This window comes from Streptomyces sp. NPDC051976, assembly GCF_040680795.1.
Taxonomy (GTDB): Bacteria; Actinomycetota; Actinomycetes; order Streptomycetales; family Streptomycetaceae; genus Actinacidiphila.
Genome location: NZ_JBFAXL010000019.1, coordinates 116,898 through 139,132, shown reverse-complemented (window position 1 = coordinate 139,132; position 22,235 = coordinate 116,898). Strand labels below are relative to the sequence as shown.

Genomic DNA, 22,235 nt, shown 5'->3' with positions numbered 1-22,235 from the left:
AGACCGGCACCTGCCCACCCACCCGCACGGGTGGTGCGGGTGGGAAACACCGCGCCGTAGGCGCGCTGGGCGGGGGTGTCGGTGGGGTGCCGCAGAATGGGGGGCGAGGTGAAGGGGTGAAGGATGCCGGTTTGGGATGACGTGGTCGGCCAGGAGCGGGTGGTGGCCGAGCTGGCGGCCGCGGCGGCGGACGCGGACGCCCAGGTGACGGCGGAGTCGTCAGGAGGGACGTGGGAGGGCGGCGCGGCGTCACGGATGACGCACGCCTGGCTGTTCACGGGCCCCCCGGGCTCGGGAAGGTCGACGGCGGCAAGGGCCTTCGCGGCGGCACTGCAGTGCACGAGCCCGGACAGGGCGCTGGGCGGCGCGCCCGGGTGCGGGTTCTGCGACGGGTGCCACACGACGCTGGTGGGCACGCACGCGGACGTGGAGTTCGTACGGTCCGACCTGCTGTCGATCGGCGTGAAGGAGACGCGGGAGTTGGTGCGGCGGGCCGCGCTCTCCCCCGCGGGGCGCCGCTGGCAGGTGATCGTGATGGAGGACGCCGACCGGCTGACCGAGGGCGCGGGGAATGTGCTGCTGAAGGCGGTGGAGGAGCCCGCGCCGCGGACGGTGTGGCTGCTGTGCGCGCCGTCGGTGGAGGACGCGCTGCCCACGATCCGTTCGCGCTGCCGGCTGTTGAGCCTGCGGACGCCGTCCCCGGAGGCCGTCGCGGACGTGCTGATGCGGCGGGACGGCATCGAGCCCGAACTGGCGGCGCGGGTCGCCCGGGCGACGCAGGGACACATCGGGCGGGCGCGGCGGCTGGCCACCGACGAGACCGCGCGAGCCCGGCGCGCCGCCGTACTGCGGGTGCCCTTGCGGGTGGCCGACATCGGCGGCTGCCTGCGCGCCGCCCAGGAACTCGTCGACTCGGCGGCCGAGGACGCGAAGGCGGTGGCCGAGGAGGTCGACGGCAAGGAGACCGAGGAGATGCGGGCCGCGCTCGGCGCGGCGGCGGGGGCCGGTAGCCGGATGCCTCGCGGCACGGCCGGTGTCATGAAGGAACTGGCCGACCGCCAGAAGCGGCGCTCCACCCGTACCCAGCGCGACACCCTCGACCTGGCCCTCACCGACCTCGCCGCGTTCTACCGCGACGTGCTCGCCCTCCAGCTCCGGGCTCCCGGCGGCATCGCCAACACCGAGATACGGGACGGCATCGAGCAGATCGCCTCCTCCTCCCGGCCCGAGCAGAGCCTCCGCCGGATCGAGGCCGTCCTCGCCTGCCGCGACGCCCTCGACCGCAACGTCGCCCCCCTCCTCGCCGTAGAGGCCATGACCCTCGCCCTCCGCGCGGGCTGACCCTCCCCCCGGACCCCCCAACCGCTCAGGCCGCCGTCAGAACGACCTTGCCCTGCGTGCTCCCCGACTCGACCAGCTCGTGCGCCTTCGCCGCGTCCCGTAGCGGCAGCACGCTGGAGACGTGCGGCCGCAGCTTGCCGTCCTCGACCAGGCGGGCAAGGGCCTCGAGCCCGGTGTAGTCGGGCTCGACGGCGACGCCCAGGAACCGCAGGCCCGCGGCCTCCGTCTTGGCGCGCAGTTCGGCGTTGCCGTGTTCGACGGCGGTGAGGAGGGTGCCGCCGCGCCGCAGGGTGGGGAAGGACCGCTCGCCGGTGCCGCTGCCGACGACGTCGAAGACGACGTCGGTGTCGCGGACGACCTCGGCGAAGTCCGTCGTGCGGTAGTCGATCACCTCGTCGGCGCCGAGCGAGCGGACGAAGTCGACCTTGGCCGTACTGGCCGTGCCGATGACGTACGCCCCGCGGGCCTTCGCGATCTGTACGGCGATGTGCCCGACGCCGCCGCCCGCCGCGTGGACCAGCACGCGGTCACCCTCGCCGACCTGCGCGAAGTCGACGAGCCCCTGCCAGGCGGTGAGCCCGACCAGCGGAAGCGCGGCGGCGTGGACGTGGTCGAGGGAGGCGGGCTTGCGGGCCAGCATGCGGGTGGGGGAGACGATGTACTCGGAGTACGCGCTCGCCGCGCGCGGGAAGTGCGGCATGCCGAAGACCTCGTCGCCCACCGCGAAGCGCGAGGCTCCGGGGCCGACCTTGGTGACGACGCCCGACACGTCCCAGCCGAGGACGAAGGGCGGCTGCCCGATCAGGGGGAAGTGACCGGCCCGGACGTACGTCTCGACCGGGTTGACGGAGGTGGCGTGCACGCGCACCTGCACCTCGGTGAACGCCGGTTCCGGGATCTCCGTCTCGGCGGGCTCCAGGACCTCGGGGCCGCCGAGGGAGTTCTGGACGATGGACAGCATGGAGGGCTCCTGGGTGGGGGTCGACATCGGTTTCCAGTGGTGCTCGGTGGTGCCCCCATATCGTGTGCCTGGGCGGTATCACTTGTGAAGTAGGCACCTTCCAGGTATATAGGTACCCTATGGATACCTGTGATGACCTGCGGGAAAGTGGCGGCGCCGACGCGTACCTCCGGACCTGCCCGTCCCGTACCGTCCTTGACGTCCTTGGCAGCAAGTGGACCGTGCTGATCCTGCCGACCCTCGCCCGCGGCCCGCTGCGCTTCGGCGAGCTGCGCCGCTACCTCGACGGGATCACCCAGAAATCCCTCACCCAGGCGCTGCGCAACCTCGAACGCGACGGCCTGCTGATCCGTACCGTCTACCCGACCATCCCGCCCCGGGTGGAGTACGCCCTCACCGACCTCGGGTTCAACGCCGCCGAGCTGCTGCAGTCCGTGCGGTCGTGGGCCGAGGTGCACATGGTCGAGATCCTGGACGCGCGGGCGGCGTACGAGACCAGGCCGGAGCCGGGCCCGGTCGTGGCCGGGGTCTAGGGCCTGCGTCGGCGCGGTCTGATCGTCCGTACGGTTACTGCCTTCGGGTGATCGCCGGCCCGGGACCGTAACGGCTCCCTGCCCGGGGCCGGGCGCCGTTGCAAGGTGCAGAGAGCGTCTCCGCACCCCGTGCCCGCAATCCGTGCGCGCATCGCTCCACGCCCAGGCGGGGCCGCAGCCGCACGAGAGGTTGCTGCCAGTGGCCGACGTCGTCCTGTCCGTCCTGCTGCTCGCGGCCGCCGCCGCGGCGCTGCTGCTCGCCCAACGCGCCCTGCGGCACTGGTGGGCGCAGCGCGCCGGGCGGCCGTACGAGCTGCGCGTCGACCACCGGGGCACCGTGGTGTGGTCCGGCGCGGCCGTGGTCGCGGCGGCCGTCGCCATCGCGCTGGCCGTACCGCTGCTGAGCGGCCCGGCGGCCGCCCCCGCCCCGCGGGTCGTGGTGGCCACCGCCGCCGCCCCCGTCACCGCGCCACCGGCACCGCCGCGCACCCCCGCGCCCGCCCCGCCACCGCCCGAGCTGCGCACCCTCGGCCACCCCTCCGGCGGCACCCTCCAGGAGCTGCGCGCCGGCATCCGGGTGTGGACGCCGCCCTGGTACGACTCGAAGAACGCCGCGCACCTGGCGTACCCCGTCGTGGTGGCGGACGTACCCGCCGACGGCGCCGACGAGGTCTACGACGGCTTCGCGCGGCAGGCCAAGCGCGGGCGGTCCGACCCCTTCCTGGTCGTCATGCCGCGCGACTGCGGCCAGGACACCGGGACCGTGCTGGCCGAGGTCGCCCGCCAGTACCGCGTGCTGTCCGCGACCACCGCCCGCGGCGTCCTCGGCGCCGGGGCCGGTGCGCCCTGCGCCGTACGGGAGGCGTTCGCCCATCCGGACCGTTTCGGCGCCGCCGCGGGCCTGTCCGGCAGCTATCCGCCGCCGCTCCCCACGCCCGGCGCCGTACGCCCGCCCCTGCTGCTCGCCTCCGTCACCGGCGCCCCCACCGGCCGTGGCACCAACCGCGACCTGCGCGACGCCCTCCACGCCCACGGCGACCAGGTCCGCGTCATCGACGGCGTCTCCGCCCGCCGCGGCGAGCTGTACGCCCTCGCGGCGGCGTACCTGACGGAGAAGCTGGACGGCCCGACGCGGGTCGCCGCCGGCGCGCTGCCGCCCAATCCGCCGCCGGTCAGTACGCCGACTCCCAGCGCGCCGCGGGCCGGTGCACAGCGGGCCGGTACGCCGGGGCCCACCACGCGGCGGCTCAGCGCGCCGCGGCCCACCACACCAACCGCCAGTGCGCGGCCGCCCCGCCCCCCGAGGATCGGTACGCACGGGCTGCCGCAGTGACACCGGACACCGTCCCGTACGCCGCGCCCGGGTCCGTGGTGATCGTTCGCCCCGGCGCATCGCTCGTACCATCCTTGATCAGGAGCCATCACTCGTAAGAGGACAGCGTGAGCGCCAGTCCGAGACAGACGGCCTATACGCTCGAACTCACCCGACGGGAGGACCCGAGCCGCCGATGCACTCCAAGCGCCTGCTGCGCATCCCCGCCACCGTGATCGCGGTGACAGGTCTGCTGCTGTCCGCATGCTCCACCGACGGGGGTGGCCACAATGCCGCGGCGTCGTCGCCGGTCCCCGCGACCAACTCGCTCAAGCCGCTCCCGGCCGGCAGTCCGGCCGACCTGACCCCGTACTACGGGCAGAAGCTGAAGTGGCGCTCCTGCGGCGTCCCCGGGTTCGACTGCTCCTCGATGAAGGTCCCGCTGGACTACGCCCACCCCGTCGCCGCCGACTCCCTCACGCTCGCCGTCGCCCGCAAGAAGGCCACCGGCTCGGCCAAGCCGCTGGGATCGCTGCTGGTCAACCCGGGTGGGCCCGGCGGCTCGGCGATCGACTACCTGCAGTACGCCGCCCTCGGCTACCCGGCCGCCGTCACCTCGCGGTACGACATGGCCGCCGTCGACCCGCGCGGCGTCGCCCGCAGCGAGCCCGTCGAGTGCCTCAGCGACGCGCAGATGGACGCCTTCACCAACGTCGACACCACCCCGGACGACAACGCCGAGATCAACAAACTGACCGCCGCCGACCGCCAGTTCGCCAACGGCTGCAAGCAGCGTTCCGCCAAGCTCCTCGCCCATGTCTCGACCGTGGACTCGGCCCGCGACATGGACATCCTGCGCGCGCTGCTCGGCGACCAGAAGCTCAACTACGTCGGCAAGTCGTACGGCACCTTCCTCGGCGCCACCTACGCCGGGCTCTTCCCGCAGCGCGTCGGCCGTATGGTGCTCGACGGCGCCATGGACCCGTCCGTCGGCTCCCTGGAGAGCAGCCGCGCCCAGGCGGGCGGCTTCGAGACGGCCTTCACCGCCTTCGCGAAGGACTGCGTCCAGCGCGCCGACTGCCCGCTCGGCACCGCCTCGGTCGACGACGCGGGCAAGCGGCTCGACGCCTTCTTCAAGTCCCTCGACTCCCACCCGCTGGCCACCGGCACCTCCCGCCGCCTCACCGAGGCCCTCGGCACCACCGGCGTGATCGCCGCGATGTACGACCAGGGCGCCTGGGCGTCCCTGCGCGGCGCCCTGGCCAGCGCCGAGAAGGGCGACGGCGGCCCGCTGCTCAAGCTCTCCGACAGCTACTACGAGCGCGACGACAGCGGCAAGTACAGCAACCTGATGTACGCCAACGCCGCCGTGAACTGCCTCGACCTGCCCCCGGCCCTGCGCTCCCCGGCCGACGTCAAGGCCGCGCTGCCCGCCTTCCAGAAGGCGTCCCCGCACTTCGGCACCACCCTGGCCTGGTCCTCCCTCATCTGCGGCTACTGGCCGACCCCCTCCACCGGCCACGCCCAGCGCATCACCGCCAAGGGCTCAGGACCGATCCTCGTCGTCGGCACCATCCGCGACCCCGCCACCCCCTACGCCTGGGCCGTCTCCCTCGCCTCCCAGCTCTCCTCCGGCCACCTCCTCACCTACGACGGCGACGGCCACACCGCCTACGCCCGCGGCTCCGACTGCATCGACTCCGCCGTCAACGCCTACCTCCTCCACGACACCGTCCCCCCGCCCCACAAGACCTGCACCTAGCCCCGGGGGCCCTGACCTGCACCCTTCCATGATCCCCACCCCGTCAGGACCACCCCCCACAACCCTGTAGACTTGGCGCCGCCGCTGCTGCCAATCTTGGCTCCGCACCGACATGCCGCCTTAGCTCAGTTGGCCAGAGCAACGCACTCGTAATGCGTAGGTCTCGGGTTCGAATCCCGAAGGCGGCTCCCGAAAAGGCCAGGTCACATAGCTCGTGACCTGGCCTTTTGGCTTTTCCGGTGCATGCCACGTCACGCGGCCGAGGTGTTGCGAGATGGCTTGCGTGAGCGATGCGTGAGCGGAGCCGCTCGGGGCCTACTTCTTGGGCTTCTTGCGCTTGCCCTTCTTCTTGGTCCGGGCCTGCGCTTCCTTGTCCTTCTTCGTGGCCTTCCGCGCCTGCTCGGCCTCGGTCTTGCGCTGGAGGGGGACGAGCTTGGCGGTGGCTTCGGCGGCGTTCTTGCCGACCTCGGGGAGGACGCTCTGGTAGATGTCCCGCGTGATCCGGGTGTCGCTGTGACCGAGGGTGTCGGAGACGACCTTCACGTCGACGCCGGCGGCGAGCATGAGGGTGGCGGCGCCGTGGCGGAGGTCGTGCAGCCGGATCGGTGGCAGACCGGACGTGGCGACGAGCCGCTCGAACAGATCGGTCACCTTGCCGGGGTGCAGCCAGGAGCCGTCCTCCTGCGTGAAGACGAGCCCGGTCTCCACCCAGGCTGAGGCCCATTCCTCGCGGTCGGCCTCCTGACCCTCGCGGTGCCGCTTCAGCACTCCGACGGTGTCGTCGTCCAAGGCGATCACCCGGAAGCCGCTGTCCGTCTTGGGCTCGGAGGTCTCGACCAGCCAGCCGTCCTGGACGAGTTGAGCAGAGACGGTGAGGGAGTGTGCGTCGAGGTTGGTCTCGGACCAGGGCTGACCGCATGCCTCACCTCGCCGCAGGCCGCGGAAGGCGATCAGATGCCACATCGCGTACAGCCGGTCCTCGGCGACGAAGTCGAGGAACGCGCCGGTCTGCTGAGGCGTCCAGACCATGACCGGGGAGGGCTTCTCGCTGGTCCTGCGCCACTTCTCGACCCGTTCGTCCGTCCACACAAGGGCCTTGGGCTTGCGTACGGGGTCGATCTCGACGTGGGCCGCGGGGTTGAAGGTGATGATCTGCTGGCTGATGGCGTCGTTGAGCGCCGCCCGCAGAGTGGCCTTGACATGCAGCCGCGTCGCCGGACCGGTCACACGCCGAATCGCCGGCATGGCGTCGATGGCCTCCTTCATCGCCTTGCGGCGCGCGCGATGCTCGGCGCCCTTCCACGGAACGGTGGCCAGCTCGGCGACCGCTGCTTTCCGCTGGGCGTTCTGTTCCAGGACCTCGGCGTTGGCGTCGGCGATGGCGGTGAACATGTCGCTGAGGTGGCTGACCCTGAGCCGGTCGAGACGAAGGTGCCCGATGCGCGGCTTGAGGTGGATTCGGATGTCGGTCTCGTAGCGGCTGATGCCCGACTTGCGTATGCGCTTCGCGGCGAGCCACTGGTCCAGCCATTCGCCGACGGTGATCCGGCCGATGAGGTTCTGCCCGGACCTCAGCCGCCGCCTCGTCTCCTCGACGTCGGGGAGCGGGGCCTTCTCCTCGCTGACCTCCGCCAGCATGGACGCGATCAGTGCGATGGCCTCTGGGTCGTCCGACTCGGCCAGGCCGAGAAGGGCGCGTACGTGGTCGAGGTCAACCTGGGCGGCCTTGAGCGTCTCGTAGCCGGCCCGGTTGAAGGCGCGGCGGGAGCCGTCTGGGCGGGGCGGAAGTTCCTGGCGTACGGAGTAGGAGCCGTGCTTCCGGGTGGTGAACTTGGGGCAGTTCTTGCCGAGGGGGCGGCCCGTTTTGGGGTCGCGGCAATAGCAGCGGCGGTGAGTGGAGCCCTTCAAATGCTGTCCGTTCTGTTGAGGGTGTCGGATGTGAGTGAACGCAGATCGCGCGGCAACTGCCCCGACGGACCAAGAATGCGACGGATGCGTTCGCGGCTGGCATTCGAGTGTGCGGTTGCTGTTTCGAGGCGTGCGATGGCTCGTTCCGCGGCTTGGCGGGCATGTGCGCGCTTCTTGGGGTCAGTGGCGGATTGCGCATCGTTGTCGCGGTTCCGCATGTCGTTCCAGGCGTCGAAGGTGGTGGCTTCATGCCGCTGGTATTCGCGGAAGGCGCGAACAAGGGCTCCGTCCATGCCGTAGCCGGAGTCCCCGTCGAACCAACTCATGGCCTCCCAAGGGGAGACCGCGTCCTGGAGGGGGAGTCGTTGCACCTGGCTGATGTGTCCCAGCGGGAAGATCAACAGGGCTGGGTGCGTGCCGAGCGCCTCGGCGAGGACGATGACGTCGACGAGCGGCAGGATTGAGCGGCGTCCGGATTCCATGTTGGCGATGACGTTGCGGGGGATCGGGTGGCCGATCTCGGCGCAGGCGTCGGCCAGCTCCTGTGCGCTCATGTCCCGCTCCTTCCTCCGCCGTCGAACCTCGGCCGCCACGGTCGCCATGACCTGGTCGGTCCACTCCGGTACGTCGTAGTCCTCCTCGTCCTCGTAGTCGTCCGCGGTTCCATCGTCAGGATCGAGTTGTGTCACAGAGACACAATAGCGTTGTCAGGATGGTTACGTGAGCTGGGAGAACGAGCATCAGACGGTGTTCGCCGAGAGCTCACGGAACGAGCGGAGCTGTGTATGGGTGTGGCCGAGACGGCCCGTCCGACGGTGCGGGGAATGAGCCGGGAGGAGTTGCTGGGGCTGCCGGCGGCGGTGGACCTGGAGACGGCGAACAGGGCGCTGGGCCTTGGGCGCAGCAAGGGCTACGAACTCGCGAAGCGCGGGCAGTACCCGTGCCGGGTGCTGAGGCTGGGCAACGCCTACCGGGTGGTGACCGCCGAACTGCAGGCCCTGCTGGGCCTGGCGGCGTGAGCGCTGCCAGTACCTCCCCAGGCTGCCTTCACCAATCCACCCCGGTGGGACAGGCGTTTCGACCTGCCGCCCGCCGTTCGAGGAGTGATGCATGACCCGTACGAACCCAGGCGCCGACGGCGCGCCCCCGAGCTCGGCGTGGCCGCCGGTGGCGATTCCGGGCGGACAAGGCCGGGTGGCTGGCGGACCAACAACCGGCGCACAAGGGCCGGTCCCCGAGCGGTCCGCGGACCAGGGGACCACCGCGGGAGCGGACCAGCGGACCAACGGTGGCCGGTCCGCTGGTCGGCCGGCCGGCCCCGGAGGGGATCGGACCGCGAGCCCGGATGCCGGGGACCGGACCGAGGCTGAGCGAATGGTCCCGGGACCAGTGGTCCGCACGGACCAAGGCGAGGACCAGTCGTGGTCCCCGCAGGTCAGGGCGGTGGACCTTGCGGACCACGACAGCGCGGCGGCTGGTCCGCCGACCGGAAGTTCCGGCCAGCGGACCAACAAGGCTGACGGCCGGGAACCGGGTGGTCCGGACCGTGCGGCTGCGGACCACACCGACGCGTATGGCGGACCGGACCGCGGACCAGCCGAGCAGACCAGCGGACCACGTGGCGCGGGGCCCGGTCCGGCGGACCAGGAAATGTCAGGTCCGCGCGGACCCGAGCAGCCATCCGCGGACCGTCCACAGGCTGTGGGCGCTGGATTGCTCGACGACCTGCGGGCAGCCGTGGGCCGATACGTGGTCCCGCCGAGTCCGGAGGCGTTGGACGCGATCACGTTGTGGATCGCGGCCACGCATTTGCAGCCGGCGTGGCAGCACGCGCCGCGGCTGGCGATCGTCGCGCCGACGAAGGCGTGCGGGAAGTCGAGGCTGCTGGACGTACTCCTCGAGACGGTCCATGAACCGTTCATCACGGTGAACGCGTCGCCGTCGGCGATATTCCGGTCGATCACGGAGGAACCGCCGACGCTGCTGGTGGACGAGGCAGACACGATCTTCGGCAGCGCCAGGGTGGCGGAGAAGAACGAGGAGATGCGCGGTCTGCTCAACGCCGGCCACCAGCGCAACCGCCCCACCACGCGGGTGATGGGGTCGGAGCATAAGCCGGTGAAGTTCCCGACGTTCGCGATGGCGGCGATCGCCGGGATCGGTGACCTGCCCGACACGATCATGGACCGGGCGGTGGTGATCCGGATGCGCAAGCGTCTGGAGAGCGAGCACGTCGATGACTTCCGCACGCGGACCGATGTGCCGTTCCTCCAGGCGGTGCGGGCCCGCCTCGCCGACTGGTCGGGGTCGCAGTTGGAGGCGGCGGCGATCCTGGTGCCGGCCATGCCGGTCCGTGACCGGGCCGCCGACACGTGGGAGCCTCTGGTCGCCGTCGCCGACCTCGCCGGCGGGGCCTGGCCGCAGCGGGCGCGAACGGCGTGCCAGGTGATGACAGATCGGGAGAAGGGCAACGAGCACGATCGAGGCGCCAAGATCCGCATCCTGGTCGACATACGGGGTGTGTTCGCCGATCTCGGCAACCCGTCGCACCTGCCCACCGAGACACTGCTGCACGCCCTGAAGTCCGATCCGGAAGCGCCCTGGCACGAGTACGGTCCGCAGGGCCTGACCGCCCGCGGGCTCCAGATCCTGCTGAAGGACTACGAGATCAGCTCCACCAACCGCCGCTTCGACGATCGCACCCAGCGCCGCGGCTACACACGGGCTCACTTCGCCGACGCCTGGGACCGCTACTGTCCCGCGCCGGAGCCTGTCGCGGCACCATCTCCGGGTGCCCGTCAAGAAGTGCTGCCGACTGGACCTGAACGCAGCGAATCTGAGGCGCGGGCACGGTCGTCGCCTCAGACACCGCGACGCAGCGTGGCATCGGTGGGCCTGCCGACTACGCCTCCGGCGCCTGGTACGGGTCCGCGCCGCTGACCGACGCATACCCTCATCAACCCGCATCACCCGTCCCGTCGCAGGTCAGCGCGGGACGGGTTGCGGGGCCGTGACGGGTCGACCCGTACCACGACGGCAACCCGTACCTGCCCTGACCAGCCGCGCAACGGGTGGGACGGGTTGCTGACCGTCCTCGGCCCGACGCGCCTGTCGGAACAGCTCCACGATTTCAGTTTCCCGAGAACCGGATCGCTTCACGAGTGAACGCGCTCTGCGTTCGCCGGGTGGACGCGAGATTCGTTCACCCGGCGGGCGCGAAGCCCACTGACCGGAAGTCTCCGCAGGTCAACCGGCGGACCACTCCAGCCTGGTCCGCCCGCCCGGTCAGCCCTCCCAGCACGCGGACCAGCACACGAAAGCCACTCGTGCCCACCCGCCGAACCAGCCACCGCACCGATTCCGAACGTCAGCTGGTCCCGAAACTGAATTACCGCGCCGTGCTCAGTCTCTGAACACGGCGCCGTTCGGCTCCAAAACGCCACGGTGCTCAGAACCTGAACGCCACACACCGCCCTCCCCCTTCGGCACCGGGCCGGACCTCGCCACACCCACCGGCCACCTCACAGCAACGGACAGATCGCCATGCCCCATGACACCAACCACCAGCCCGCCGTCCAGCCCGTGTCACACAAGCCTGGCCACGAGACCGGTGCGGTACGTACCGACCGCCGTGACCACGCGGGCTCCACGACAACAACCATGCCATCCTCCGCCGGAGGAGCAAGTTGTCCCGGAATGAGTCATCCCGGGGTTCGGCCCGCCCCTGGGGTGGCGGGCTGGGCCGAGGCCGCCGCCGGGGGGCGGTCGGCATCGGCGGCAGCGTTCGGCCCGGGGGTGCCGGGCGGGGCAGGAGACGACGCCCCGACGAAGCCGCACCGCACTGCCAGCCCCGACCCCCTGCCGAACATTCACCGCACAGAAGCCGGCGTGACCGACCTCCCGACCGTCTCCCCCTCCGTCACCGACGCCGTCGCGCACTACCGTCGACGGCTTGCCGTACCGCGTCGCCACCGCGTCAACCCATGCTTCAGCGACGCCGAGTGGACGGTGATCGTCCCGGCCGCCCGAAGGTGCAGTCTCACGCCCGGCGGCTTCACCGCTGCCGCAGCAGTCGCCTTCTCCCGCGTCGATCGGCACACCAGCATCGACGTCGAACGCCGCCGCCTCGAAGACCTGATGCGCTCCAACACCGCGCTGGGAGCCATCGGCTCGCACCTCAACCAACTCGCCCGATACCTCAACTCCGGCGGAACACCCCAGCCAGACCAGGCCGCGCGACTTCTGGAGCGCGTCACCAGCGCCGCGGAACGCGTCGACACCAGGGCGCTGGACATCCCCCGAATCGAACCCGTCGCTCCGGCCCGCGCCACCACCGCTCTGGCCGCCGACATCACCCGCCACCACCGCCGTCGGCTGGTCGAAGCACGCAGGTACCGCACCCACCCCTGCTTCAGCGACCGCGAGTGGGCTGACCTTCGCGTCGCGGCCCGCACCCACCGTCTCAAGCCCGGCGGGTACGCCGCCGCGACCGCGCTCCTCGCCGCGCACACCTCGGACCCTCGAGCGGCCATCGCCGACACCCACCGCCAGCTCGAGGAACTGATGGAGTCCAACCGGCAGCTCGCCGCCGTCGGCAACAACCTCAACCAGCTCCTGGCCCATCTCCACGCCAACGACCCCCTTCACGACCAGGCCCAGCGCACCCGGCGGCTCGTCCAGGACGCCCTGGACGACGTGGATGCCGCCGCGGCCGAGATCGCGTGGAGGTAGCAGCAGCTTGATCCCCAAAATAACCGAAGGGTCAGGCGGCTCGTACGGACTGATCAAGTACCTCTACGGCCCCGGGGACGCCAACGAGCACACCGACCAGCACATGGTCGCCTCCTGGAACGGTTTCGCCCCGGACCCCGGCCCCCACGCCACCCGCGAAGCCCTGATGAAGCTCGCCCGCCAGCTCGACCTTCCCGTCAAAGCCCTGCCGCGCGAACAGCGGCCCAAGACGACCATCTGGCACTGCTCGGTGCGCGCCGCCCACGACGACCGTCACCTGACCGACGACGAATGGGCCGACGTCGCTCGCCGCATCGTCAACGCCGCCGGTGTCGCTCCCGATGGCGACACCAAAGCCTGCCGCTGGGTCGCCGTACGCCACGCCCCTGACCACATCCACATCGCCGCCACCCTCGTCCGCCAAGACGGCCGCACCGCCCGCCGCAACTTCGACAGGAAGGCCGTCCAAACCGAAGCCCGGGCCATCGAGAAGGCATACGGTCTGCGCGAACTCCACGCCGGTGACGGCACCGCCGCCAAACGCGCCACCAGCGCCGAACGCTGGAAGGCCAACCGCCGCGGCCTTGAACGTCCAGCCCGCGACCAGCTCCGCGACAGCGTCCGCCAAGCCCTGGCAGGGTCAGCCACGGAGGACGAATTCTTCGGCCGCCTCGCTGACCAAGGCGTCCGGGTCAACAGGCGGACCGCACCTTCGGGGGACGTGATCGGCTTCAGCGTCGCGCTGCCCGGCGACCGAAACCGAGACGGACAGCCCATCTGGTTCTCCGGATCGAAACTGGCCCCCGACCTCTCCCTGCCGCGCATCCGCAAACGCCTGTCCGCCAGCGACCTCTCCGCCGAACCGACCACCGGCCCTGCACAGCGCTCAGGTCCCGCCAAGGCCCGCCGAGCAGGTACCACCGCCACCGCGCGAGCTCTCCGAGCCCTTGACCACGGCGACGACACAACCGTGGCCGATCAACTCGTCGGAGTCGGAGAAGTCCTCGACGCCCTCGCCCAGACCACCGCAGCGAACACACGTACCGAACTCCAGGAAGCCGCGCGCGCTTTTGAACGGGCAACCCGCTCGCACATCCGCGCCAGCAACACCCACAACCGTGCCCTGCGCAAGGTCGCACGCGACCTTGTCTACTCAGGATCAGCCCTCGGCAAGGGCGAGGACGGCGCGACCACAGCCATGATCATCGACATCCTGATCACCAGCGTCGCCGTCGCCGCGCACTGGCACGCTGCCCGCGGCCACGCCCAACAAGCAGCCTCCGCCCGCCAAACCGCCACCCACCTTCGTGCCGCCTACCGAGCCGCCGCCGGGGCACCCCTGACCACCATGCGCCAACACGGCCAGCACCTTCCTTCCGCCACCCGTCGCGATGCGGCCCGAACCCTCCACGCCGTCCTTCCGGGTCACGCCGCCCGCATCCAGGCCGAACCCAACTGGCCTGCCCTCGCCGCCACCCTCACCGAAGCCCAGCAAGCCGGCCACAACCCCACCGCCCTCCTCCACACGGCTGTGGAAGAACGCGAACTCGACACCGCCGACTCCCTCAGCGACGTCCTCATCTGGCGCCTCCGCCGCCACGCCAACCTCCCCGCCACCCCCACGACCGCAGCTCGACACCCGACGCAAAGCCCGCAACCTCCGACCACCGCAACAGGAGTTCCACTACCGGGCCAGTCGCCGACGCGAAGGCGGTGATCACCGCCGGGCATCGATCGCAGGGGCGAGCAGTTCCAGAGCTTCCTCCCAGCGGTAGTCCGTGCGCCCCCGCCTTCGGCGAATGCGGCTCGCAGGAGCAAAACAGGACGCCCGTCGCGCGTAGCCGGGCCAGGCTCTGCTGGCATGCGGGGTGGGCGACCATGGCTGAGTTCAGATACGGCAGCACATCGGTCGGTATGCCGGGGCCATACGCCTCGCACAGGATGCCGAGCGCCAGAGTGTCGGAGATCCCGGCAGCCCCTTGTCGACGGGCCGGTGCTACCGGTCCGTAAGAAGGCCGCGGACCATGGCGGCGCACCCCCAGGACAAGGTGACGCCCGCCCCTCCATGCCCGTAGTTGTGCACTACCAGCGTCCCGTCCGAACGGCGATCAGCCTCGACTCGTACACGGCCCCGCGTTGGCCTGGCCCCGATGCGGTGCGCAATGACCCGCGCTTCGGCCAGCCGGGGCTCCACCTCGACGCATCGGGCAAGGATCGCTGACGCTGCCCTCTCGTCCAGTCCGAGACTGCCGTCACCATCAATCGCCGTTCCCCCGAGGACGACGGTGTCCCCGTGCGGATAGATGCACAGAAGGTCCTGCGATGCACCGGTGTCTTCGGAGAAGAACTCGGTCAAACCGGGATTGCTGACGACTACGTGCTGGCCTCGGATCGGGCGCAGGTCCAAATCGGGGACTAGGGTACGGGCGCCCAGGCCGGTGCAGTTGATGACTGCCGACGCCGGTCCTACGTCGTCCAATGAGCCGAGCCAGCGCTGCTCGAAGGTTCCGTCAGCATCATGGAGGCGACGCTGGAGGTAGTCGAGGTAGACCGGCATGTCGACGAGGGGCACTGTGAACCGGTAGCCAGAGGCGAATCCTGCGGGGAGTCCAGCGGTTGAGCACGGGATGAAGTCCGGAAGTGAAGTGGCCCAGTCCGGGGGTTGGTCCGCATGGCGAGAGGCTTCGATGCCGCTGGCCAACCGAACACCGCTCGCCGGATCGTCAGCCAGCTCTCGGAACACCTCCAGAGAGCATTCGCTCCACTCGTCAACCATATGCTTGGGTTCGACCAAATACGGTCCCCACATGGCGCCGGCGGCAAGGGAAGTGGCGCCGGGTAGCTCCTCGGCGATGACGTGGACTGCGACGCCCGCCTCGGCCAGCACGATGGCGGTGGTGAGCCCGGAGACACCGGCTCCGATCACGACGACACGTTCGCCTGCGCCCATGCCCTCGACGATAGGCGGCGAACATCGGCCGCGTGACGCATCAGCACGAGTCTGTCCCCGATCAGGGGCACATACTCCGTCCGTCCCGTCAGGTCGCTCCGCCGGGTAGCACGACGTCCTCTCCGGCGGCCGGGAAGCTGCCTGAGGGGCTCTGGCGAGCGGAGGAGGTAGAAGAGAGGCACCAGCACAGACCAGCCCACGCGTGTGGTCCTCAGCCTGCGGCACGGCCACGTAGAGCTACGCTCAGGCACTATGGGTGACGTCGTGTACAGGAGCCACGGAACTCCGCTTGAGAACTACCAACTGACTCGTGAAGACCGCCGACGCCAGAAGGGAACCGACGTGAGACGCACTGCGCTGGAACGTCAGTTCGCGAAGTGGGCGGCCGAAGAGGCGGCCGATCCGGTTCTGAAGCGGGAACGGGAAAAGAGACACATTCAGGCACTGGAAATGCTGGCGTCATGGGCAGAAGCTCCTGCAGACAGTGAGCTCATCCGCTGGTGGGTGCGCCTGTACTGCGGCCACTTCATGGAGATCCGGCGCTACCCCACGAGCGGCAATCCGACACGACAGGAATCGGAAAACTGCCCGGAATGCGGTCAGTTGCACCGCAACATCGTCGCCTTCGAGCCGCTCGGTGCCGTAGCGCAGCCACCTCGGCTGCCAACGGAGCCGACCTCCAACCCGAAGAAACCGACTCGGACGCAGCTAGAACGCCGAATCGCAGTGCTGGAAGCGGAGAACCGTCAGCTCAAGGCTCGTCAGGACTACGGCGGTGAAGAATCCCGCTCTGGCGCGACGCCATGATCAACGATCGCTGCGGCGTTGAACGGCCCATGACGCTCCGAACTGCCGATTCGCCGCGGTGAGAATCGCTCTCACGCGGTCGGAAGGGCGATCAGTACGCGACCCCATCTTGGCCGACCTGCGGCAAGTCCTGTGCGGCGTAGTAGGCACGTAGCGCGGCCTCGCTGCCCGATCCAGTCGCCACCATGATCCGCTGGAAGCGGGATGACCGCAGGTCTCCGGCGGTCAGGATGCGAGGGTGCTGCTGGTCGGGTGGGCAGTAGCCGTCGCTGCCGCGTACGGGGTCGCCGGGGGGCGGGGTCGGGGCGCTGCCCAGGTTCAGGAAGGCCCCGTCGGCCGTGGCTGCCCCCGGGTGTCCTTGCCGGTCGGTCCATTCGGCGGCGAGCAGTGAGCCGCCACCTGGGCGGAGGGTGAGGTGGGTAACCGGCAGCAGGGTGACCCGTGGGTCGACGCGTACTTCGTCGACCTTGTAATCGTCGTCCTGTGGGTAGGCCACCAGGACGGTCGCGTCCAGGGCTGGGTGGGCTCGGAGGAAGGTGCCCAGTGGGCGGTCGGCGCCGAGGATGAGGAGGGAGCCGCGCGAGGTGTCGGGAAGCCTGGCGCCCCACAGGGTGGGCGTCGCCGCCTCGGTGGCGACGGCCAGCCAGGGAGCGTCGTCAACCGGCAGCGGGCTGACACCCGTTGCCACCACCACGTATGGCGCATCCAGGTGTTGCCCGGTGTCCGTGGTGACCGTGACCCGGTCGTCGTCGGCACGGATCTCCGTGGCGCAGACGCCGAGTTCCACGGTGCACAGTCTCGTACGGCCGATGTCCTTCGCGATCGCCGCGCCCAGCTCCGGGCCGCTGCTGAAGCCGCCGACGACGTTGTTGACCGCCGCGATGTGCTGGAGCTTCCCGCACAGAGCGTCCGCCTCGATGAGGATCGATCGCATGCCGAGGCTTGCGGCCATCAGCGCTGCCGCGCATCCGGCCGGGCCGCCCCCCACGATGAGCAGGTCGGCGCTGTGCCGGGAGGAAGTCGCTGCCATACCGCCTATTCCAGCACCGGAGCGTGCTCTCGGGCGGCCAGTTGCCGCAGCACATGGTCGCTGGTGACGAGTTGGCGCCGGCCGATGAGCCGTCGCGCGACGAGAAGACCTGCGTCGTGGACCGTGGGGCCGGCGTCGCTGGCGGAGGCGTCGGTGATGATCCAGGGGGCGTGGCCGCGTTCGAAGGCGTCGGCGGCGGACTTCAGGACACAGCTCTCGGTGGCGATGCCGCAGAAGACCAGGTCGGTCCAGCCCGCCTCCCTGACGAGTTCGGCGGCTTCCTCGGTGAAGAGGGAGTACCCGAACTTGTCCAGCACTGCGTGTGAGGCCGCTGCCAGGGCGGAGAGCTCCGGGACGATGTCGGTCTCCGGGGAGTGCTGGAGCCGGGTCCAGTCGAAGAACCGCTCGAAGGGGCTGTCCGGGTAGTTGTGGTAGCGGGTGAAGACGACCGGACGGCGTGCGGCGGACCAGCGGCTGGCGAGGTCGGCGATTACGGGGATGACGTGTCGGCTGTCGTGGTTGGTGAAGCCGTTCTGCATATCGATGACGATCAGGGCCGCGTTGTCGATGTCCATGGCGGGGTCTCCTGTCGTCAGCCGACGCTGTCCCGGAGGGCGTCCTGGGCGGCCCGCAGTCGTTCTGCGAGTCCGCTGGTCTTCATGATGGCCTCTCGCATCAGGACGTGCTGCGCCGTCTCTTGGGCGCGGGCCGTGGTGAGGCGGGAGGACGCGGCGCGCAGGAAGCGCCAGCCGAAGGCGTCGGGCGTGGAGGGATCCTGTCCGTCCTCGACGAGTTTCTGGATCTGACGGGAGAAGCACCACAGTGCCTGGACGGTGATTTCACAGGCGACGAGTTCGTCGATGGTGAGGCTGCGCTCGCGTGAGTGGGCGGCGTAGGCGACGCCGGACCAGCCGGCGTAGCCGGTGGAGACGCCGCGCACGCCGAAGGAGACGATGTCCGGGTGGTCAAAGCCCGTGGCCAGCAGGGACCCCTCGACGGGTTGAGCGAGCGGGGCGGGTCCGGCCGGTGCTCCGCGGTCGACCAGTACCGACGGGGTGGACAGCAGCCTGAGGGCAGTGTCGAACTCGGCGCCAGCAGCCCAGGGACCGGACGTCACCCAGTAGAGCGAGAGGACGTACTCCGGATTGAGTTGCCGGCCGGGGCCAAGGTCGATGAGATCTCGCAAGGTGGCCCCCGCCCAGGGCAGGTCGGACGCGTACGAGCGGTATCGCCAGACGGCCAACTCGGTCAGCGACTCCGGGGTCCGGGGCTGGACCAGATGGAAGACGGCGACCCCGCAGGCGAAGACGTGCAGCGTGCAGATCGTCTGCGGATCCGAGTGCTCCACGCGGGCGGAGGACGACTCCAGCCACGAGCCCGACGGCGCGTCGATCAGCTCGGCTCGCAATCGCAGAGCCTGCTCGGCACCGATGAAGACCGGCAGGAACTTGTGCGAGTCGACCCGTATCCGGCCCGAGCCCGGAACAGCAACCGCCGCCCGCCCCAAAGCCTCCGCGAACCGCGCCCGTATCTCCTCCGTGGAGTGTGCCAACGCGGTGTCCAGAACGGCCTGGGAGTCAGGACGAGGACAGTAACCGTCTCCGCCGGCCTCCCATTTGGAGATGACGCGGTCGCTGACGCCGAGGTGTGCGGCGAAGTCGCGGATGCTCAATCGCATCGCGGAGCGCAGCAGCCTGGCCTCCCTGCCGGACCAGCTCTGCACGGTGACCATGACACCGCCTCCTCCCCACCGATGCGGGCGAAATACCCAGCGTAACCAGTTGTGTTCGGCAGCGGTACAGCGTTCGTACGGCATCCGTACGTCACATAGCGCCACCACTGTGCAGCATGCTGTTTCTCCCGCGACCAGATGCAGCGGGGCGTTCGGCCATATCGGCTGCCGCGCCGCAGTCCCACGAAGGAGCTCCGTATGTCCGACATCGTCAAGCGCAATGCCCGCGCGATCCTGCTCGACGGCGACGAACTGGTACTCATCAAGCGGACGAAGCCCGGCCGTGAACCGTACTGGGTCACCGTCGGCGGCGGCGTCGAGGAGGAGGACGACAGCATCGAGGCCGCGCTGCACCGGGAGGTGTTCGAGGAGTTGGGAGGCACGCTGGATCGAGCCGAGTTGGTCCACCTGGTCACGGACGAGGTGGAGGGCGGCTTCGGGGTGCAGCACATCTTCGCCGCCCGGCTGGCAGGCATGGACCTGTCGGTGCGGACGGGCGCCGAGTTCTCCAAGCCCGAGCGCGGCGGGTACGAGATCGTGCGCGTCCCCTTCACGGCCGAGGCGGTTCGTCGGCTCGACCTCATGCCGCCGGAGCTGGCCGACTTCGTGGCGGGCAACATCGATGCGATCGTCTCCGTCCTTAACACGCCCATCCGGAAGGCGTGATCGCCGATGCCGGAAACGTGTGAGTTCATCAGCCTCAACGGGCCGGACAACACCGGAAAGACCACGCAGTTACGGCAGTTGGCCGGACGCTGGGACGGATTCCAGGTGCTGGGCGCCATCCACGAGCACGACCCCGCACCGTGGAAGAAGGCCGCGGTACACGACTACGCGCGGTGGTGGTTCGAGTGGTCCACGACCGTCGAGCTGACGAGCCTGCTGGCTATCGGCAATGCCAAGCGGGCCGAGGCACGCAAGCCGGGACGCACGGGGCTGCTCGACCGGGGGCTGCCCATGCTGATGGCGGTGGCCGCGGCGACCTGCGTGGTCAAGGAGGGGCTTTCGGGGCGCGAGGCGCTGTGGACGGTGCGCGAGATCGCCGGGCCGATCCCCGCTCCGTCGGAGACCGCCGTCCTCCTCCTGCCGTCGCTCGACCCGGAGCGCAGCTACGCGACCACCAGCGCGCGGGAGGGCCGCCCTTGGACGGGGATCTACCCCAGGTATCAGAAGGTGCTGCACGAGATCCTCCTCCGCCAAGCGGAGGAGGGAGCCTACGACCTGGTCGTGGACTGCGAGCACCTCAGCATCGCCGATGTGCACGAGCGGATCGTGGAAGGAATTGGTGGCCAGCTGGCGGCCGAGGCATCCGGGGAGGGTGAGCTTCGATGACGCGCTTCACCGGAACCCCTCCGCCGCTGATCCTCCCGCCGGGATTCTCGCGCGCCGCCGCGAGTCTGGTGGAGAAGGATCTCCGCCGCCTCGATGACGCCCTCACCAGGCTGCACGCGGTCAACACCCGCCTGTGGACGACCGAGGACCAGGTCCGTGCCGCGGGGCTGCCCGCGGAGCGGGTGGCGGACTGCAAGCGGGAGATCGACCAGCTCAACGCCGAGCGCAACGCCTTGGCCGAGCGGGCCGACGAAGTGCTCGGTGCGCTCGCCGGTGCCGCACACGCCGAGGCGCCGCTGCACACCGAAACGCTTGCCTCCGTGCTCGATCGCCTGTCCGTACTCACCCTCCGGATCTGGCACAGCGAGCGATCGTCGGACAGGGACGACCTGGCCAGGCGCCGCGTCCCGGCTCTCCACAGGCAGCGCGACGAACTGTGTACAGCTCTGGACTCCCTGACCGCCGACGTCGTCACGGGCGAACGGCGACTGCCCATCCCGGCCCGCTTCAAGCTGTACGGCGTGGACGATGCCGCAGTCACGGAGATCACGCCCAGCCCCCGGCTGGTACGCGTCATCGCCTTCGGCGGACTCAGCGAATGCGGGAAGAGCACCAGCGCCGCGTTCGTCCAACACACCTGTGCGGCACAGCGGTTCAAGATCGGCTACCTGCTGCGGCAGGCTGCCGCACGGCTCGGTCTGGCCGATCCGTACGCCCTCTCACCCCGTCGCCAGGCGGAACTGCTTCTGGACGAGCTGAACCGCTTCGCGGACTCCCACGTCGACACCCGGCTGATCACCATCGAGTCCGTCCACGACGACGCATCGATAGCCGAGCTGAAGCACCTCATGGCGGACCGGCTGCAGATCGTGTATCTGGATGCGTCCTTCGCAGTACGGGTGAAGCGCTCCGGCACGGCCGCCCACGCGGTCGCCGCCAAGGACGAGATCAAGATGAGCCGGGGCGCGCACCAGGTGGCCGCACTCGCCGACCACGTGATCGACAACTCCGGCAGCATCATCGACCTGCGCGCTCGCCTACGCCGCATCGCCGCACCGTCCATCACGGCCAAGCCCCGTACCACCACACCGTACGGACTCGGCCTGCCGGGACCTGTGGCAGCCGCGACCTCCGACTTCGTCGACAACCTGCGGGCATGCAGCCAGGGCGTGCGCCTCGCCGCCCTCACCGGCAGCGCAGGCGAGGGCTGTTGGATCACCGGTTGGTCGGACCTCGACCTCCTGGTCATCGCCGATCACTCGGTCGCAGAACAGGTCGGCGACGCGCTCCAGCAGTACGCCCAGTCCCTGGCCGGCGCGGCGTCCGTCGGGCTCACGCTCGCCACGCCCCATGAACTGCGCGCGCGGCGGCTCACCCCGCGCGTCGCCTTCGCGCTGCACCAACTCCAGTCGGACCGACCTGTCCTGTACGCCGACCCACTACTGGAACTGCCGCACATCACGCCACATGACCTCTCCCTGGCTGCCGTCCAGGAGCTGCCCCAGGTGATCCTCACCCTGCGACGGCTACGCGCCGAAGCCGGTCCCGAGCGCCTGCGCCAGCTCTACAAACACCTGGTCCTCGCCTGCCGCCTGCTGCTGCGCGAGCACGGGATGTGGGAGACCGGCCCGGACCAGATCCTTGCCGCCGCGACCCACCTCCCGGGTCTGCCCGCTGTGAGCGTGCCGACGCTCGCCGAAACGGCGACCGAGTGGCGTGAGGGCGACCGCGCGCAGGCCCTCGCGCTGGTCCTCCCTGCCGTCGACGCGCTCCTGGCCTGGTACGCGGCTCAACTCGCCGCCTGAAGCGGCTCGCCTTCCTTGCCCGCACTTCACC

The 22,235-nt window shown here is 70.2% G+C and carries 19 protein-coding genes, 1 tRNA gene and 1 pseudogene; 13 read left to right on the top strand and 8 right to left on the bottom strand.

Annotation, left to right across the window (positions count from 1 at the left end):
- The first annotated feature begins 123 nt into the window (after positions 1–123).
- Positions 124–1,341 carry a DNA polymerase III subunit delta' gene (locus AB0M29_RS20545; RefSeq protein WP_365384443.1) on the top strand — a complete coding sequence of 406 codons (1,218 nt, stop codon included), beginning with the start codon at positions 124–126 and terminating at the stop codon, positions 1,339–1,341.
- A 25-nt stretch (positions 1,342–1,366) separates the two neighbouring features.
- Here AB0M29_RS20545 and AB0M29_RS20540 read toward each other — a convergent pair whose 3' ends face one another.
- Positions 1,367–2,302 carry an NADP-dependent oxidoreductase gene (locus AB0M29_RS20540; RefSeq protein WP_365384442.1) on the bottom strand — a complete coding sequence of 312 codons (936 nt, stop codon included), beginning with the start codon at positions 2,300–2,302 and terminating at the stop codon, positions 1,367–1,369.
- Positions 2,303–2,421: 119 nt separating this feature from the next.
- On the opposite strand from AB0M29_RS20540, the gene AB0M29_RS20535 reads away from it, so the two are divergent.
- From AB0M29_RS20535 to AB0M29_RS20520, 4 genes are all read left to right on the top strand, one after another.
- Complete coding sequence (locus AB0M29_RS20535) at positions 2,422–2,835, top strand: helix-turn-helix domain-containing protein (RefSeq protein WP_365384440.1); 414 nt, start codon at positions 2,422–2,424, stop codon at positions 2,833–2,835.
- A 199-nt stretch (positions 2,836–3,034) separates the two neighbouring features.
- Complete coding sequence (locus AB0M29_RS20530) at positions 3,035–4,168, top strand: hypothetical protein (RefSeq protein WP_365384438.1); 1,134 nt, start codon at positions 3,035–3,037, stop codon at positions 4,166–4,168.
- A gap of 175 nt (positions 4,169–4,343) precedes the next feature.
- Complete coding sequence (locus AB0M29_RS20525) at positions 4,344–5,909, top strand: alpha/beta hydrolase (protein WP_365384437.1); 1,566 nt, start codon at positions 4,344–4,346, stop codon at positions 5,907–5,909.
- 114 nt (positions 5,910–6,023) lie between these two features.
- Positions 6,024–6,097: transfer RNA gene (locus tag AB0M29_RS20520), tRNA-Thr, on the top strand.
- Positions 6,098–6,224: 127 nt separating this feature from the next.
- Here AB0M29_RS20520 and AB0M29_RS20515 read toward each other — a convergent pair.
- Both AB0M29_RS20515 and AB0M29_RS20510 read right to left on the bottom strand, forming a co-directional pair.
- Positions 6,225–7,817: a tyrosine-type recombinase/integrase gene (locus AB0M29_RS20515; protein WP_365384435.1), complete on the bottom strand. Its 1,593-nt coding sequence runs from the start codon at positions 7,815–7,817 to the stop codon at positions 6,225–6,227.
- Positions 7,814–8,506 carry a helix-turn-helix transcriptional regulator gene (locus tag AB0M29_RS20510; protein ID WP_365384434.1) on the bottom strand — a complete coding sequence of 231 codons (693 nt, stop codon included), beginning with the start codon at positions 8,504–8,506 and terminating at the stop codon, positions 7,814–7,816. The genes AB0M29_RS20515 and AB0M29_RS20510 overlap by 4 nt, the downstream gene beginning before the upstream one ends.
- Before the next feature lie 96 nt (positions 8,507–8,602).
- On the opposite strand from AB0M29_RS20510, the gene AB0M29_RS20505 reads away from it, so the two are divergent.
- The 4 genes from AB0M29_RS20505 (at position 8,603) to AB0M29_RS20490 (ending at position 14,265) form a co-directional block, all read left to right on the top strand.
- The gene (locus AB0M29_RS20505) at positions 8,603–8,836 is read left to right on the top strand and encodes a hypothetical protein (protein ID WP_365384432.1); all 234 of its coding nucleotides are present in this window, start codon (positions 8,603–8,605) and stop codon (positions 8,834–8,836) included.
- A gap of 631 nt (positions 8,837–9,467) precedes the next feature.
- Positions 9,468–10,757 carry a DUF3631 domain-containing protein gene (locus AB0M29_RS20500; RefSeq protein ID WP_365384431.1) on the top strand — a complete coding sequence of 430 codons (1,290 nt, stop codon included), beginning with the start codon at positions 9,468–9,470 and terminating at the stop codon, positions 10,755–10,757.
- A 948-nt stretch (positions 10,758–11,705) separates the two neighbouring features.
- The gene (locus AB0M29_RS20495) at positions 11,706–12,548 is read left to right on the top strand and encodes a hypothetical protein (RefSeq protein ID WP_365384429.1); all 843 of its coding nucleotides are present in this window, start codon (positions 11,706–11,708) and stop codon (positions 12,546–12,548) included.
- 7 nt (positions 12,549–12,555) lie between these two features.
- Positions 12,556–14,265: a mobilization protein gene (locus AB0M29_RS20490; protein WP_365384427.1), complete on the top strand. Its 1,710-nt coding sequence runs from the start codon at positions 12,556–12,558 to the stop codon at positions 14,263–14,265.
- On the opposite strand, the pseudogene AB0M29_RS20485 reads toward AB0M29_RS20490, so the two are convergent.
- A pseudogene (locus AB0M29_RS20485) lies at positions 14,266–14,530 on the bottom strand (flavoprotein); the annotation flags it as partial.
- Between the two features lie 14 nt (positions 14,531–14,544).
- The gene (locus AB0M29_RS20480; protein ID WP_365384425.1) at positions 14,545–15,498 is read right to left on the bottom strand and encodes an FAD-dependent oxidoreductase; all 954 of its coding nucleotides are present in this window, start codon (positions 15,496–15,498) and stop codon (positions 14,545–14,547) included.
- A gap of 252 nt (positions 15,499–15,750) precedes the next feature.
- Here AB0M29_RS20480 and AB0M29_RS20475 point away from each other — a divergent pair, with 252 nt between their 5' ends.
- A complete protein-coding gene (locus AB0M29_RS20475) occupies positions 15,751–16,305 on the top strand; it encodes a hypothetical protein (RefSeq protein WP_365384423.1) in 555 nt (184 codons plus the stop codon).
- A gap of 91 nt (positions 16,306–16,396) precedes the next feature.
- On the opposite strand, the gene AB0M29_RS20470 is transcribed toward AB0M29_RS20475, so the two are convergent.
- From AB0M29_RS20470 to AB0M29_RS20460, 3 genes are read right to left on the bottom strand one after another with little or no spacing between them, the layout of a single operon-like run.
- Positions 16,397–17,335: an FAD-dependent oxidoreductase gene (locus AB0M29_RS20470; RefSeq protein ID WP_365384421.1), complete on the bottom strand. Its 939-nt coding sequence runs from the start codon at positions 17,333–17,335 to the stop codon at positions 16,397–16,399.
- A 5-nt stretch (positions 17,336–17,340) separates the two neighbouring features.
- A complete protein-coding gene (locus tag AB0M29_RS20465) occupies positions 17,341–17,910 on the bottom strand; it encodes an isochorismatase family cysteine hydrolase (protein WP_365384419.1) in 570 nt (189 codons plus the stop codon).
- 17 nt (positions 17,911–17,927) lie between these two features.
- The gene (locus tag AB0M29_RS20460) at positions 17,928–19,067 is read right to left on the bottom strand and encodes a helix-turn-helix transcriptional regulator (protein ID WP_365384417.1); all 1,140 of its coding nucleotides are present in this window, start codon (positions 19,065–19,067) and stop codon (positions 17,928–17,930) included.
- 198 nt (positions 19,068–19,265) lie between these two features.
- Here AB0M29_RS20460 and AB0M29_RS20455 point away from each other — a divergent pair, with 198 nt between their 5' ends.
- The 3 genes from AB0M29_RS20455 to AB0M29_RS20445 are packed head-to-tail and all read left to right on the top strand — an operon-like array spanning position 19,266 to position 22,204.
- The gene (locus AB0M29_RS20455; protein ID WP_365384415.1) at positions 19,266–19,733 is read left to right on the top strand and encodes an NUDIX domain-containing protein; all 468 of its coding nucleotides are present in this window, start codon (positions 19,266–19,268) and stop codon (positions 19,731–19,733) included.
- Between the two features lie 6 nt (positions 19,734–19,739).
- Positions 19,740–20,399: a hypothetical protein gene (locus AB0M29_RS20450; RefSeq protein WP_365384413.1), complete on the top strand. Its 660-nt coding sequence runs from the start codon at positions 19,740–19,742 to the stop codon at positions 20,397–20,399.
- A complete protein-coding gene (locus AB0M29_RS20445) occupies positions 20,396–22,204 on the top strand; it encodes a DUF4254 domain-containing protein (protein WP_365384411.1) in 1,809 nt (602 codons plus the stop codon). The genes AB0M29_RS20450 and AB0M29_RS20445 overlap by 4 nt, the downstream gene beginning before the upstream one ends.
- Positions 22,205–22,235: the final 31 nt, after the last annotated feature.

Bases quoted from the DNA above. Each gene is read 5' to 3' on its own strand.
- AB0M29_RS20545 (WP_365384443.1), top strand. From the start codon at position 124: ATGCCGGTTTGGGATGACGTGGTCGGCCAGGAGCGGGTGGTGGCCGAG.
- AB0M29_RS20540 (WP_365384442.1), bottom strand. From the start codon at position 2,302: ATGCTGTCCATCGTCCAGAACTCCCTCGGCGGCCCCGAGGTCCTGGAG.
- AB0M29_RS20535 (WP_365384440.1), top strand. From the start codon at position 2,422: ATGGATACCTGTGATGACCTGCGGGAAAGTGGCGGCGCCGACGCGTAC.
- AB0M29_RS20525 (WP_365384437.1), top strand. From the start codon at position 4,344: ATGCACTCCAAGCGCCTGCTGCGCATCCCCGCCACCGTGATCGCGGTG.
- AB0M29_RS20505 (WP_365384432.1), top strand. From the start codon at position 8,603: ATGGGTGTGGCCGAGACGGCCCGTCCGACGGTGCGGGGAATGAGCCGG.
- AB0M29_RS20500 (WP_365384431.1), top strand. From the start codon at position 9,468: ATGTCAGGTCCGCGCGGACCCGAGCAGCCATCCGCGGACCGTCCACAG.
- AB0M29_RS20480 (WP_365384425.1), bottom strand. From the start codon at position 15,498: ATGGGCGCAGGCGAACGTGTCGTCGTGATCGGAGCCGGTGTCTCCGGG.
- AB0M29_RS20475 (WP_365384423.1), top strand. From the start codon at position 15,751: ATGGGTGACGTCGTGTACAGGAGCCACGGAACTCCGCTTGAGAACTAC.
- AB0M29_RS20470 (WP_365384421.1), bottom strand. From the start codon at position 17,335: ATGGCAGCGACTTCCTCCCGGCACAGCGCCGACCTGCTCATCGTGGGG.
- AB0M29_RS20465 (WP_365384419.1), bottom strand. From the start codon at position 17,910: ATGGACATCGACAACGCGGCCCTGATCGTCATCGATATGCAGAACGGC.
- AB0M29_RS20460 (WP_365384417.1), bottom strand. From the start codon at position 19,067: ATGGTCACCGTGCAGAGCTGGTCCGGCAGGGAGGCCAGGCTGCTGCGC.
- AB0M29_RS20455 (WP_365384415.1), top strand. From the start codon at position 19,266: ATGTCCGACATCGTCAAGCGCAATGCCCGCGCGATCCTGCTCGACGGC.
- AB0M29_RS20450 (WP_365384413.1), top strand. From the start codon at position 19,740: ATGCCGGAAACGTGTGAGTTCATCAGCCTCAACGGGCCGGACAACACC.
- AB0M29_RS20445 (WP_365384411.1), top strand. From the start codon at position 20,396: ATGACGCGCTTCACCGGAACCCCTCCGCCGCTGATCCTCCCGCCGGGA.